The sequence below is a fragment of the Klebsiella sp. KP20-425-1 genome (assembly GCF_025813515.1).
In the GTDB taxonomy this organism is placed as follows: Bacteria; Pseudomonadota; Gammaproteobacteria; order Enterobacterales; family Enterobacteriaceae; genus Klebsiella; species Klebsiella pneumoniae.
On the sequence record NZ_CP109614.1, the window covers coordinates 4,262,124 to 4,274,910 of the forward strand.

13 protein-coding genes are annotated in these 12,787 nt (G+C 55.5%); 7 read left to right on the top strand and 6 right to left on the bottom strand.

Annotated features, from left to right (window positions below):
- Window positions 1-18: 18 nt before the first annotated feature.
- Both OHJ17_RS20935 and OHJ17_RS20940 read right to left on the bottom strand, forming a co-directional pair.
- Window positions 19-789 (bottom strand): ABC transporter permease, encoded by a 771-nt coding sequence (locus tag OHJ17_RS20935; RefSeq protein ID WP_002888827.1) that lies wholly within the window; start codon window positions 787-789, stop codon window positions 19-21.
- Window positions 786-1,712, bottom strand: coding sequence for an ABC transporter ATP-binding protein (locus tag OHJ17_RS20940; protein ID WP_002888823.1), 927 nt, complete (start codon window positions 1,710-1,712; stop codon window positions 786-788). The genes OHJ17_RS20935 and OHJ17_RS20940 overlap by 4 nt, the downstream gene beginning before the upstream one ends.
- Before the next feature lie 184 nt (window positions 1,713-1,896).
- Here OHJ17_RS20940 and can point away from each other — a divergent pair, with 184 nt between their 5' ends.
- Complete coding sequence (gene can, locus OHJ17_RS20945) at window positions 1,897-2,559, top strand: carbonate dehydratase (protein ID WP_002888821.1); 663 nt, start codon at window positions 1,897-1,899, stop codon at window positions 2,557-2,559.
- A 59-nt stretch (window positions 2,560-2,618) separates the two neighbouring features.
- Here can and hpt read toward each other — a convergent pair whose 3' ends face one another.
- Both hpt and OHJ17_RS20955 read right to left on the bottom strand, forming a co-directional pair.
- Window positions 2,619-3,155 (bottom strand): hypoxanthine phosphoribosyltransferase, encoded by a 537-nt coding sequence (gene hpt / locus OHJ17_RS20950; protein WP_002888819.1) that lies wholly within the window; start codon window positions 3,153-3,155, stop codon window positions 2,619-2,621.
- 4 nt (window positions 3,156-3,159) lie between these two features.
- Window positions 3,160-3,279: a hypothetical protein gene (locus OHJ17_RS20955; protein ID WP_012542835.1), complete on the bottom strand. Its 120-nt coding sequence runs from the start codon at window positions 3,277-3,279 to the stop codon at window positions 3,160-3,162.
- A gap of 80 nt (window positions 3,280-3,359) precedes the next feature.
- Here OHJ17_RS20955 and OHJ17_RS20960 point away from each other — a divergent pair, with 80 nt between their 5' ends.
- Window positions 3,360-5,750 (top strand): glucose/quinate/shikimate family membrane-bound PQQ-dependent dehydrogenase, encoded by a 2,391-nt coding sequence (locus OHJ17_RS20960; RefSeq protein WP_002888816.1) that lies wholly within the window; start codon window positions 3,360-3,362, stop codon window positions 5,748-5,750.
- An 83-nt stretch (window positions 5,751-5,833) separates the two neighbouring features.
- Here OHJ17_RS20960 and cueO read toward each other — a convergent pair whose 3' ends face one another.
- Complete coding sequence (cueO, locus tag OHJ17_RS20965) at window positions 5,834-7,432, bottom strand: multicopper oxidase CueO (protein WP_032433843.1); 1,599 nt, start codon at window positions 7,430-7,432, stop codon at window positions 5,834-5,836.
- Between the two features lie 145 nt (window positions 7,433-7,577).
- Here cueO and OHJ17_RS20970 point away from each other — a divergent pair, with 145 nt between their 5' ends.
- The 5 genes from OHJ17_RS20970 to speD all read left to right on the top strand — a co-directional run bounded on the left by OHJ17_RS20970 (window position 7,578) and on the right by speD (window position 12,268).
- The gene (locus OHJ17_RS20970; protein ID WP_002888808.1) at window positions 7,578-7,925 is read left to right on the top strand and encodes a YacC family pilotin-like protein; all 348 of its coding nucleotides are present in this window, start codon (window positions 7,578-7,580) and stop codon (window positions 7,923-7,925) included.
- Window positions 7,926-8,172: 247 nt separating this feature from the next.
- On the top strand, window positions 8,173-8,583 hold the full coding sequence (locus OHJ17_RS20975) for a hypothetical protein (RefSeq protein ID WP_004145917.1): 411 nt from the start codon (window positions 8,173-8,175) through the stop codon (window positions 8,581-8,583).
- A gap of 437 nt (window positions 8,584-9,020) precedes the next feature.
- A complete protein-coding gene (locus OHJ17_RS20980) occupies window positions 9,021-10,439 on the top strand; it encodes an FKBP-type peptidyl-prolyl cis-trans isomerase (RefSeq protein ID WP_223174960.1) in 1,419 nt (472 codons plus the stop codon).
- A 149-nt stretch (window positions 10,440-10,588) separates the two neighbouring features.
- Window positions 10,589-11,449 carry a polyamine aminopropyltransferase gene (gene speE / locus OHJ17_RS20985; RefSeq protein ID WP_002888741.1) on the top strand — a complete coding sequence of 287 codons (861 nt, stop codon included), beginning with the start codon at window positions 10,589-10,591 and terminating at the stop codon, window positions 11,447-11,449.
- A gap of 24 nt (window positions 11,450-11,473) precedes the next feature.
- Window positions 11,474-12,268, top strand: coding sequence for an adenosylmethionine decarboxylase (gene speD / locus OHJ17_RS20990; RefSeq protein WP_002888739.1), 795 nt, complete (start codon window positions 11,474-11,476; stop codon window positions 12,266-12,268).
- 72 nt (window positions 12,269-12,340) lie between these two features.
- Here speD and yacL read toward each other — a convergent pair whose 3' ends face one another.
- Window positions 12,341-12,703, bottom strand: coding sequence for a protein YacL (gene yacL, locus OHJ17_RS20995; protein ID WP_002888737.1), 363 nt, complete (start codon window positions 12,701-12,703; stop codon window positions 12,341-12,343).
- Window positions 12,704-12,787: the final 84 nt, after the last annotated feature.

Below are 12,787 nucleotides of genomic sequence, written 5' to 3' on the forward strand. Positions count from 1 at the left end.
CGCTAACCATGATGAGTATCAGCTACGCAGGCCGCGACCGCGCTGAATTAACGACCAGCACAGCAGATAGAAGGCGACAATGAACACCACCAGCACGGCGAAGGTGGTCGCCAGCGGGACGTCGTTGATACCGAGGAAGCCGAAGCGAAAACCGCTGATCATGTAGACGATGGGGTTCAGATGCGACAGCCCCTGCCAGAACGGCGGCAGCAGGGTCAGCGAGTAGAACACCCCGCCGAGATAGGTCAGCGGCGTCAGCACAAAGGTCGGGATCAGGCTAATGTCATCGAAGGTCTTGGCAAACACTGCGTTCAGCAGCCCGGCCAGCGAGAACAGCACCGCGGTGAGGAGCAGCGTCAGGGCGACAAACAGCCAGGAGTGAACCTGGAACGGCACAAAGAATAGCGACACCGCGGTCACCAGGATACCTACGCACAGTCCTCGCGCTACCCCGCCGCCCACGTAGCCGGCGATAATCACATGCGTCGGCACTGGCGCCACCAGCAGCTCTTCAATATTGCGCTGAAACTTGGCGCTGAAGAAGGATGAGGCGACGTTGGCGTAAGCATTAGTGATCACCGCCATCATGATCAGGCCTGGGACGATAAACTGCATATAGGTAAAACCATGCATCTCACCAATGCGCGAGCCGATCAGGTTGCCAAAGATCACGAAATACAGGGTCATGGTGATCACCGGCGGCACCAGCGTCTGTACCCAGATGCGCATAAAACGGTGGATCTCTTTGGTCCAGATGCTTTTCAGCGCGACCCAATAAAGCTGCATCATGCTGATTCTCCTTTTCGCTCATGCACCAGCGTGACAAACAGCTCTTCCAGACGGTTAGCTTTGTTACGCATACTCAGTACCTGCACCCCCTGGGCGCTCAGCTGCGCGAAGACGCTGTTAATTCCCTGCTCACGCAGAACCTCCACTTCCAGCGTCGAGGTATCGACCAGCTGGTACTGGTAGCCTTCGAGCTTCGGCACCGGGCTTTTTGGCGCGAGGTCAAGAATAAAGGTCTCTGACTTCAGCTTCGACAGCAGCGCTTTCATCGAGGTGTTTTCCACCAGCTCGCCGTGCTGGATGATGCCGATGTTGCGACATAGCATTTCGGCCTCTTCGAGATAGTGGGTGGTCAGGATAATGGTGGTTCCGCGATCGTTGAGATCCTTGAGAAAGCCCCACATCGAGCGACGCAGTTCAATATCGACGCCGGCGGTCGGTTCGTCGAGGATCAGCAGCTTCGGCTCATGCATCAACGCGCGGGCGATCATCAGACGGCGCTTCATCCCGCCGGAGAGCATCCTCGCGCGTTCGTTGCGTTTTTCCCACAGGTCGAGCTGTTTTAAATACTTTTCACTGCGGGAAAGGGCTTCTTTACGCTCAACGCCGTAGTAGCCCGCCTGGTTAACGACGATCTGCTGCACGGTTTCGAACGGGTTGAAGTTAAACTCCTGCGGCACCAGGCCAAGCTGGCGCTTGGCATTGACGACGTCTTTCTCCAGATCGTAGCCAAAGACATTGACCTGACCAGAGGTTTTGTTCACCAGCGAGCTGATGATGCCGATGGTCGTGGATTTTCCGGCCCCGTTCGGGCCCAGCAGGGCATAAAAATCCCCCGCTTCGACCTGCAGGTCGATCCCCCGCAGCGCCTGAACCCCGCCGGGATAGGTTTTTTTGAGCTGTTTTAATTCCAGAGCAATGGTCATTAAATATCTCTTCTCGTGTCGTGACACGTCATTAACCCGCCTGACTCACGTTTGCGCTGGACCGGCGCTGACGCCGCCAACGCATCTGCAGCCTGAAGTATCACGGGTTAAGATGGTTTTAAAAAAGGTGAGCTTACCCTATATTAGCGCAACGCACTTACTTGGTTACAGGCCGATAACGTCCATGAATGATATAGATACACTCATCAGCAACAATGCACTATGGTCAAAAATGCTGGTGGAAGAGGACCCCGGCTTTTTTGAGAAACTGTCGCAGACGCAGAAACCGCGCTTCCTGTGGATTGGCTGTTCGGACAGCCGCGTTCCCGCTGAGCGACTCACCGGCCTGGAGCCTGGCGAACTGTTCGTGCATCGTAACGTAGCGAACCTGGTGATCCACACCGATCTCAATTGTCTGTCGGTGGTGCAGTATGCCGTCGATGTCCTGGAAGTCGAGCACATTATTATCTGCGGCCACTACGGCTGCGGCGGCGTGCAGGCGGCGGTGGAGAACCCGGAGCTGGGGCTTATCGACAACTGGCTGCTGCATATCCGCGATATCTGGTTTAAGCACAGCTCGCTGCTCGGTGAAATGCCAGAGGAGCGCCGTCTGGATACCCTTTGTGAACTGAACGTGATGGAACAGGTGTACAATCTGGGACATTCGACGATTATGCAATCCGCGTGGAAGCGCGGACAGAAGGTGACCATCCACGGCTGGGCTTACGGGATTCACGACGGACTGCTGCGCGATCTGGATGTCACCGCTGTGAGCAGGGAAACCCTCGAACAGCGCTATCGCCACGGGATCTCCAACCTCAAGATCAAGCACATCAACCACAGATAGCCTTCAGACTTCGCCACCCTGGAGAGCGCGGCGCGCGCTGTCCAGAGTGGGATATCCCCTTACTCGTCCAGCAGGGTGACTTTGCCGATATACGGCAGATGGCGGTAGCGCTGAGCATAGTCGATACCGTAGCCCACCACGAACTCATCCGGAATCGCGAAACCGACGTATTCAACCGGGACGTTCACTTCGCGGCGGCTGGGTTTATCAAGTAGCGTACAAATGGCCAGCGATTTCGGCTCGCGCAGGCTGAGGATTTCGCGAACTTTAGACAGGGTATTGCCGGAGTCGATGATGTCTTCCACGATCAGAACGTCTTTACCACGGATGTCTTCATCCAGATCTTTAAGGATTTTCACATCACGAGTGGTGGACATGCCGCTGCCGTAGCTGGAGGCGGTCATAAAATCGACTTCATGCGGCACCTGCACTTCACGGCACAGGTCGGCCATGAACATAAACGAGCCGCGCAGCAGCCCCACCAGCACCATTTCGCTGCCGCTGTTCTGATAATGTTCGTTGATTTGACGACCCAGTTCCGCGATACGCGCTTTGATCTCGGATTCCGGGATCATCACTTCTACAGTATGTTTCATAATACTAACCATTTGATTCTAAATATAAATCATCAAAGCCGCTGCTTTCGCCCCGACGATGACCGGCAAGCCATCCAGTATACCAGCAAAAAGAAATCTTCGGTGCAGGGATTAATAAAGCCATATTTGTGATTCCGATCACACTTGTTAAATCCTATAATTAATTGCAGTTAAAAAATTTAACAAACACATGAGTAACTTTTTATGGCTGAAACAAAGTCTCAACAATCAAGGCTCCTGGTGACGCTGACTGCGCTATTTGCAGCGTTCTGCGGCCTCTATCTATTAATCGGCGGGGCATGGCTGGTCGTGCTTGGCGGCTCCTGGTACTACCCTATCGCCGGGCTGGTGATGCTGGGCGTGACCGTAATGCTGTTCCGCGGCAAGCGCGCTGCTCTGTGGCTGTACGCCGCGCTGCTGCTGGCGACCATGATCTGGGGCGTCTGGGAAGTTGGTTTCGACTTCTGGGCGTTGACGCCGCGTAGCGATATCCTCGTCTTCTTTGGCATCTGGCTGATCCTGCCCTTTGTCTGGCGTCGTCTGCCGGTGCCTTCCGCTGGCGCCGTTGGCGCGCTGGTCGTCGCCCTGCTGATCAGCGGCGGCATGCTGACCTGGGCTGGTTTTAACGACCCGCAGGAAGTCAACGGCACCCTGAGCGCCGACGCTACGCCGGCCGCACCGATTTCCACCGTCGCCGACGGCGACTGGCCGGCCTATGGCCGTAACCAGGAAGGCCAGCGCTTCTCCCCGCTGAAGCAGATTAACGCCGATAACGTGAAGAACCTGAAGGAAGCCTGGGTGTTCCGCACCGGCGACCTGAAACAGCCGAACGATCCGGGTGAAATCACTAACGAAGTGACGCCGATTAAAGTCGGCGATACGCTCTTCCTGTGTACCGCTCACCAGCGCCTGTTTGCGCTGGACGCCGCCACCGGTAAAGAGAAGTGGCATTTTGACCCGCAGCTGAACGCCGATCCGTCGTTCCAGCACGTCACCTGCCGCGGTGTTTCTTATCACGAAGCGAAAGCGGATAACGCCCCTGCCGACGTCGTCGCCGACTGTCCGCGCCGCATTATCCTGCCGGTGAACGATGGTCGCCTGTTCGCGGTAAACGCCGACAACGGTAAGCTGTGCGAAACCTTTGCTAATAAAGGTATTCTCAATCTGCAGACCAACATGCCGGTCACCACGCCGGGCATGTATGAACCCACTTCACCGCCGATCATCACCGATAAAACCATCGTGATTGCCGGCGCGGTCACCGATAACTTCTCTACCCGCGAGCCGTCAGGCGTGATCCGCGGCTTTGATGTGAATACCGGTAAACTGCTGTGGGCCTTCGATCCGGGTGCGAAAGATCCGAACGCCATCCCGAGCGATGAACATCACTTCACGCTCAACTCGCCGAACTCATGGGCGCCTGCCGCCTACGACGCTAAGCTGGATCTGGTCTATCTGCCGATGGGCGTGACCACTCCGGACATCTGGGGCGGCAACCGTACGCCGGAGCAAGAGCGTTATGCCAGCTCGATTGTGGCACTGAACGCCACCACCGGTAAGCTGGCCTGGAGCTATCAGACCGTCCATCACGATCTGTGGGATATGGACATGCCTTCCCAGCCGACGCTGGCTGATATTGAGGTCAACGGCAAAACCGTACCGGTCATCTATGCCCCAGCGAAAACCGGCAACATCTTCGTGCTGGATCGTCGTAACGGCGAGCTGGTGGTCCCGGCGCCGGAAAAACCAGTACCGCAGGGCGCTGCCAAAGGTGATTACGTTACCAAAACCCAGCCCTTCTCCGATCTGAGCTTCCGTCCGAAGAAAGATCTGACCGGCGCGGACATGTGGGGTGCCACTATGTTCGACCAGCTGGTGTGCCGCGTGATCTTCCACCAGCTGCGCTATGAAGGTATCTTCACCCCGCCGTCTGAGCAGGGCACGCTGGTGTTCCCGGGTAACCTGGGGATGTTTGAATGGGGCGGTATCTCCGTCGATCCGAACCGTCAGGTGGCTATCGCCAACCCGATGGCGCTGCCTTTCGTCTCTAAACTGATCCCGCGCGGGCCAGGCAATCCGATGGAGCCGCCGAAAGATGCGAAAGGCTCTGGTACCGAGTCCGGCGTGCAGCCGCAGTACGGCGTCCCGTACGGCGTAACGCTGAACCCGTTCCTGTCGCCGTTCGGCCTGCCGTGCAAACAGCCGGCCTGGGGGTATATCTCCGCCCTGGATCTGAAAACCAACGAAGTGGTATGGAAAAAACGTATCGGTACTCCGCAGGACAGCCTGCCGTTCCCGATGCCGGTTAAACTGCCGTTTACCATGGGGATGCCGATGCTGGGCGGTCCGATCTCCACGGCCGGTAACGTCCTGTTCATCGGCGCGACTGCAGATAACTACCTGCGCGCGTACAATATGAGCAACGGCGAGAAGCTGTGGGAAGCCCGTCTGCCAGCCGGCGGTCAGGCGACTCCGATGACCTACGAAGTGAATGGCAAACAGTATGTTGTCATCTCTGCCGGCGGTCACGGCTCGTTCGGTACCAAAATGGGCGATTATATTGTCGCCTATGCGCTCCCGGATGACGCCAAATAAAACGCAAAACGGCAACGAAAGTTGCCGTTTTTTTTGGTGTTCCGTCCTTCTTCCCGTTGGGGATCGCAGCAGGTCGCAGAGACTTAAACCGTGAACCCCAACATCATCCCGGTGTCTTCATGTTCCAGCAGGTGGCAGTGTGCCATATAGGCAAACTCCTTCGGCGCCGGATGATCAAACTTCACTAATACTTCACTCACGTCCCCTTCCACACGAACGGTGTCTTTCCAGCCGCGACGATGCGCCGCTGGCGGCTTGCCGTTTTCGCTGAGGATACGGAACTGGGTGCCGTGGATATGGAACGGATGCAACATCATGTCGCCCTTACCAGAAATCACCCAGCGCTCATACTGGCCTCTGGCGGCGGCAAACATCGGCTCATTCATGTCGAAGGCTTTGCCGTTGATGCGGTTGGCGTTATGGAAATCAAAGCCCTTGCCTGACGACATGCCATGCTCCATGCCGGATCCGTGGTTCATGCTCATGTCGCCGTGATGCATATTCCCCATGTCGCTCATGTCGCCATGCCCCATCATGCCGTGATCCATTCCGGCCATCGCCTGGTCGCCATACTTCTCCATCAGCGCCTGCATGCCCATCCGGTCGAGCATCGGATCCATCGACAGCTGGAGCTGACGCTGCGTCAGCCCCGTCAGGGACGGTAACGCCGGGAGAGCGGCCAGAGTATCCAGCAGCTTGCCGGAGGCGGGAATGACCAGCGGCTGGACGCGCAGTACCGGCTGTGGTTTATCAAAAGGCGCAATCGCCATGCCCATCTGGCTCACCGGCAGGGTCACCAGATCGAAAGGTTTACCGTCGCTGGTGTCCACCAGCACCTCAAAGCGTTCACCCATCAAGACCGGCAATTCATCGACCTTGACCGGCTCGGCCAACAGACCGCCATCGCTGGCCACTACGTACAGCGGGCGCTTATCGCTGGTGGCAAAATTGAGGGAACGGGCATTACAGCCGTTCAGCAAGCGCAGGCGCAGCCAGCCGCGCGGCGCGGCATGTTCGGGATAGAGGGCCCCATTGGTCAGTAGCGTATCGCCAAACCAGCCGACGGCGGCGCTCATCACATCCAGCTGATAGTCGATCTCGCCGGCGGCGGTGAACTTCTTATCCTGGACGATCACCGGCACATCATCGATTCCCCACTGCTTAGGCAGCAGCAGGCGCCCGCTCTCTTCATCCTCGATCAGCACCAGGCCGGCCAGGCCCATCGCCACCTGCCGGCCGGTGCTTCCATGCTGATGCGGATGAAACCAGCAGGTCGCCGCCCGCTGCGTTGGCGTGAAGCTTACCGTGCGGGTGGCGCCCGGCGCGATAACCCCCTGTGGCCCCCCGTCGACCTCGCCCGGTACCTCCAGACCATGCCAGTGCAGCGTGGTCTCTTCCGCCAGCTGGTTAGTAATATCCACCGTGACGGTCTTCCCCTGCGTCAACTGCAGCGCAGGGCCCAGCAGCGACCCGTTGTAGCCCCAGGTAGTGGCATTCAGGGCGCCAAACCGCGTTTTGCCCGCCTGGATCCTGAGCGCGATGCAGTTGCGCGCATCGGCGGCTAACAGCGACGGTATCGGCAGAGCCGGGCGACTGGCGGCAAAGACCGCCCGGCTCCATAACGGCAATGCGCTGGCCATGCCGACCGCGGCGGTCAGTTTGAGGAAGTCTCGACGTTGCATATTCACATCCTTTTATTCTGCGGGCGAATATTTGAGCTTAAACCCTACCGTAACGGGAAGGTCAAGCAGAAGAGTAAGAATAAAGATCGGCGCTGTGTAAAGAAGTATGCTAATTTGAAGCGTCGGTGATCTAATGGTAGAAAAAATGAAGACGCTTTTCAGAACAATGGTACTCGGCAGCCTGCTTGCTCTCTCCGCCAACAGCTACGCGCTCAGCGAATCCGAAGCGGAAGATATGGCTGATTTAACCGCGGTTTTTGTGTTTCTGAAAAACGACTGTGGCTACCAGAACCTGCCCAACACGCAGATCCGTCGCGCGCTGGTGTTCTTTGCCCAACAGAACCAGTGGGACCTGAGCAACTATGACAGCTACAACATGAAAGCGCTTGGCGAAGACAGCTATCGCGATCTTAGCGGCATTAACATTCCGACGGCGAAAAAATGTAAAGCGCTGGCCCGCGATTCGCTCAGCCTGCTGGCTTACGTTAAATAATTCCCTGCGCGGGCGGCAACGCTCCGCGCCTTTAGCATTTCAATTTCCCCCTTTAAATATTTATATTTATTATTGTATATAAACAAACCTTATTTAATTGCGAACCTATCAATTTGCCAAATAAAGTAAACTCATAATAATGAAGAATGACTAAAAAACTAATAAAATATCATTATTCATATATTGCAAAATAAAAAGCACCCTTCTAGAATCCGGTAAAAATATACCTACTTCATGGACTGAAATTGTGAATATCTCGCTGACTCTTCGTGTTATCCCTCTCGCCGCGCTGTTAGTAGCCGGCTGTAGCAATACCTCTTCCCGCCAGCCGGTTAAACCGATCGCCACGCCGCTGACGTCACAGCAGCAGGCAGAGCAGGAGCGGGCGGCCAGCGAACAAGCGCGCATTGAATCCTGTCGCCAGGCGCTGGATTCGCTAAAAGAGGTTAACCCACAGCAAGCCACTAAACTCAGCAATGACTTTAACGCTTTAGTGCGCGCGGCGTCACAATACAATAGCGTGCGCGAGAAAGTGGCGGATCCTACCCGGCTTGGCATTGACTCCATGTATCAGTTTAAATCCATCAAACTGTGCGCCGATATCCAGAAAACGCTGATCGATAGCCTGGTACAGCGTGGTGAAAGCAAACAGCCATGAACAGAGCCGCCACGCTGACCCTCAACGCGCCCCTGCTGATGCTCGTCGCTGCGCTGGCGCTTTCAACCCCCTTCACCGCCGGCGCCGCGCCGGCCTTTCTTGATTACGCCCAACAGCAAACCCAGCAATCTCAGGCGCAAGAAAAAAACGATGCCGCAAGCGCAAAACAAACACAAGAAAGCCGCCAGAGCGCAGATAATAAAAAAACCGGTACCAACACCTCACAATTACAAAAAAGAATCACCAGCCAGCAGGCGGCGATTGCACAAAAAGATAAGCTTATACAGCAATTAAAAAAACAGCTTGCCGCTACGCCGCAAACGGATACTGCCGGAGCGAATGAGCAAGCGGCGTTGAATAAGAGAATTAATGAATTACAGGTCGCCTTAAGCGCCGCTACTGCAGAAAAAGAGGCATTAATAAAAAAAGCAGGCGTTGTGCAGAATAATAATCTACAGCAAAGCCAGGCCGCGGCGCGTCAGCAGATCCAGCAATTAACGACGCAGATTCAGCAAGCCGAAGCTGAAAATAAACGCCTCAGCGCCAGCTTTACCACGCTTAATAAAGATAAACACGCGCTAATGACCCAACTGGCCGCAACGGAAAAAGAGAAACAGGCCGCTCTTGAGCAGGTCAAAGCGCTTAACGCTGACAAACAGCCGCTGACGACCCGGCTGGCCGCCGCGGAAAAAGAGAAACAGGCCGTCCTCGAGCAGGTTAAGGCCCTTAACGCCGATAAACAGTCGCTGACTATTCGCCTCGCCGCTGCGGAGAAAGCGCAGCAGGCCGCTGTTGACCAGGCTAAAGCGCTTAACGCTGACAAACAGCCGCTGGCTACCCGACTGGCCGCCGCGGAAAAAGAGAAACAGGCCGTCCTCGAGCAGGTTAAGGCCCTTAGCGCCGATAAGCAGTCGCTGACTATTCGCCTCGCCGCTGCGGAGAAGGCGCAGCAGGCCGCTCTTGACCAGGCTAAAGCGCTTAACGCTGACAAACAGCCGCTGGCGACCCGGCTGGCCGCCGCGGATAAAGCGCCGCATGGCCCCGCTAACGACGCCGCTGCGCCAAAAAATGAGCCACCAGAGATGGCGGCCATAGTGGCAGCCTATCGCCTGCAGGCGGATAAAGACAACGCCCAGCTACGGATGAAAGAAGATGAAATCGAACTGCTGAGAACGCAGCTTTCTGTACAGTCCAAAACGCGCAGCGGCGAGAGCGCCGCCGCCAAACTCAGCGCATCGGGAGAACAGCAGGCTTATGCGATCGGCGCCTCGATGGGAAGCGAGGCGCTCAACGTCCTTACCACCCGTCGCACTCAGGGAGTTACCGTCGACGCAGGCCTGGTGTTGCAGGGCATCGAAGATGCCTTTCGCGGCCAGCTTCGTCTCGGAGAGCAGGAACGTAACAAAGCGCTGTTTGATGTGTCGCAGCAGGTTTATCAGAACCTGAATAAAATAGAGCAGAAAAACATCAGTGCCGGCAAGAAATATCAGCAGGCGTTTGCGCGCAAAAAAGATGTGGTCTTTAAAGAGGGCGTCTACAGCCGCGTCGATTACCCGGGTAAAGGAAAAATAAGCGGTAACGACCTGGTTACCGTGGTGATCAAAGAGATGCTGACGGACGGGACGGTGATCAACGATATGGAAGCGAAAGATCAGGCGCTTACGCAAAAGCTGGATGCCTATCCCCCGGTGTTTCGCGAACCGCTGAAGCGTCTACAGAACCACGGCTCTGTGACGCTCGTCGTCCCGCCTGAAAAGGCCTATGGCAGTAAAGGATTACCGCCAAAAATCCCGCCAGGCGCCACCATGGTTTATTCCGTGCGGATAGTAGATAGCCAACCCGAGCCGGCAAAATAGCCTCATCCTCTCCACCGCCCTTCCAGGGCGGTGGCTGTTATTCCTGCCTCATTGCTGCAATAACCGCCGTGCATCCTCATCTATAGTTGTCTATGATGTTGCACTCGTTTTACGGGTGTAACAGATGTTAACGAAGGAGGAGCCTTATCGTGGCCGATAATCCACTGTGGCATGAAACGCTGCATGACCATTTTGGTCAGTATTTTAGCGTTGATAACGTGCTGTACCACGAAAAAACCGATCATCAGGATCTGATCATCTTTGATAACCGCGCCTTTGGCCGGGTGATGGCGCTGGATGGCGTCGTACAAACCACCGAACGCGACGAGTTCATCTATCACGAAATGATGACCCATGTGCCGCTGCTGGCTCACGGCAACGCGAAGCATGTGTTGATCATTGGCGGCGGCGATGGCGCGATGCTGCGCGAAGTCTCTCGTCACCGTAGCATCGAAACCATCACCATGGTGGAAATCGACGCCGGGGTAGTTTCATTCTGCCGCCAGTACCTGCCGAACCATAACGCCGGCGCCTATGACGATCCGCGCTTTACGCTGGTGATTGATGATGGCGTCAATTTTGTTAATCAGACGACGCAAACGTTTGACGTGATCATTTCGGACTGTACCGACCCTATCGGCCCGGGAGAAAGCCTGTTCACCTCGGCTTTTTATGAAGGCTGCAAACGCTGCCTGAACCCGGGTGGGATCTTTGTTGCCCAGAATGGCGTCTGCTTCCTGCAACAGGATGAAGCGGTAGGCAGCCATCGCAAGCTAAGCCACTATTTTCGCGACGTCAGCTTCTACCAGGCGGCAATTCCAACCTATTACGGCGGGATCATGACCTTTGCCTGGGCGAGCGACAATGAGGCGCTGCGCCATCTCTCCAGCGAAATCATTCAGGCGCGCTTTCACAAAGCCAACCTGACCTGCCGTTACTACAATCCGGCAATCCATACGGCGGCCTTCGCCTTACCACAATATCTGCATGATGCTCTGTCCGCACCGTGACGCGAAATAAGGGGGTGAACTAAATTGAAAAAATTGAAGCTGCACGGCTTTAACAACCTGACCAAAAGCCTGAGTTTTTGTATCTACGATATCTGTTACGCCAAAACGGCAGAAGAGCGCGACGGCTACATCGCCTATATCGACGAACTCTATAATGCCAATCGCCTGACGGAGATCCTGACAGAAACCTGTTCTATTATTGGCGCCAATATCCTGAATATCGCCCGTCAGGATTATGAACCCCAGGGCGCCAGCGTGACCATTCTGGTCAGCGAAGAGCCTGTCGATCCCAAGCTGATTGACCAGACCGAACATCCTGGCCCGCTACCGGAAACCGTGGTCGCCCATCTCGATAAGAGCCATATCTGCGTGCATACCTACCCGGAGAGCCATCCGGAGGGCGGCCTGTGCACCTTCCGCGCCGATATCGAAGTTTCAACGTGCGGCGTCATTTCCCCGCTTAAAGCGCTGAACTATCTGATTCACCAGCTGGAATCGGACATTGTGACCATTGACTACCGTGTGCGCGGCTTTACCCGCGATATCAATGGGATGAAGCATTTTATCGATCATGAAATCAATTCGATTCAGAACTTTATGTCCGACGATATGAAGTCGTTGTATGACATGGTCGACGTCAACGTTTATCAGGAAAATATCTTCCATACCAAAATGTTGCTCAAGGAGTTCGACCTTAAGCACTACATGTTCCATACCCGACCGGAAGAGTTGACTGCCGAAGAGCGCAAGGTCATTACCGACCTGCTATGGAAAGAGATGCGCGAGATTTACTACGGCCGCAATATTCCTGCCGTGTAATCTATGAAATGCCCGGCGGCGCTTTTGCTTGCCGGGCCTGTAGTTCTGCGCCACCCGACATAAAAGGCGTCATTAACGCTGCTGCATAAACTCACGATAGGCGGCGACCACCTGCAGGAAATCCTCAACACCGCACAGAGAAAGACTTTCTTCGTCGTAGTAGCTCATCCCCTCCTCGATTTCGTCGCCGGAAAACTCCAGCTGATTGGCGCGGATCATCACCTCTTCGCCATCCAGCCACAGCGTATATTCATGCCCGGCACGCTGCCAGGAACGCTCGCTGCCCTTCACGGTGCGCGCAGCCTGCTCCACTTCGTCCAGCAGAGCAAGATTGCCTTTCACCTCCTCGTTGAACCAGTGGCCGATCGCCTCGTGATCCATCGACATTCGCACCTTTACCACTCCGGTAATATCGCGCAGAAATTCGTAATCCATAGTCTTTTCCTCTGCAAGGGCAATGCGTCACCGCTGCACTGTACCCATGCAGTAATTATCGCAGCAGACAGAAAGAAAAAAAGC

Coding starts and splice junctions, on each gene's coding strand:
- OHJ17_RS20970 (WP_002888808.1), top strand. CDS start 7,578: ATGAAGACGCTTTTCAGAACAATGGTACTCGGCAGCCTGCTTGCTCTC.
- OHJ17_RS20955 (WP_012542835.1), bottom strand. CDS start 3,279: ATGGCTTTATTAATCCCTGCACCGAAGATTTCTTTTTGCTGGTATACT.
- can (WP_002888821.1), top strand. CDS start 1,897: ATGAATGATATAGATACACTCATCAGCAACAATGCACTATGGTCAAAA.
- hpt (WP_002888819.1), bottom strand. CDS start 3,155: ATGAAACATACTGTAGAAGTGATGATCCCGGAATCCGAGATCAAAGCG.
- cueO (WP_032433843.1), bottom strand. CDS start 7,432: ATGCAACGTCGAGACTTCCTCAAACTGACCGCCGCGGTCGGCATGGCC.
- OHJ17_RS20935 (WP_002888827.1), bottom strand. CDS start 789: ATGATGCAGCTTTATTGGGTCGCGCTGAAAAGCATCTGGACCAAAGAG.
- yacL (WP_002888737.1), bottom strand. CDS start 12,703: ATGGATTACGAATTTCTGCGCGATATTACCGGAGTGGTAAAGGTGCGA.
- OHJ17_RS20960 (WP_002888816.1), top strand. CDS start 3,360: ATGGCTGAAACAAAGTCTCAACAATCAAGGCTCCTGGTGACGCTGACT.
- OHJ17_RS20940 (WP_002888823.1), bottom strand. CDS start 1,712: ATGACCATTGCTCTGGAATTAAAACAGCTCAAAAAAACCTATCCCGGC.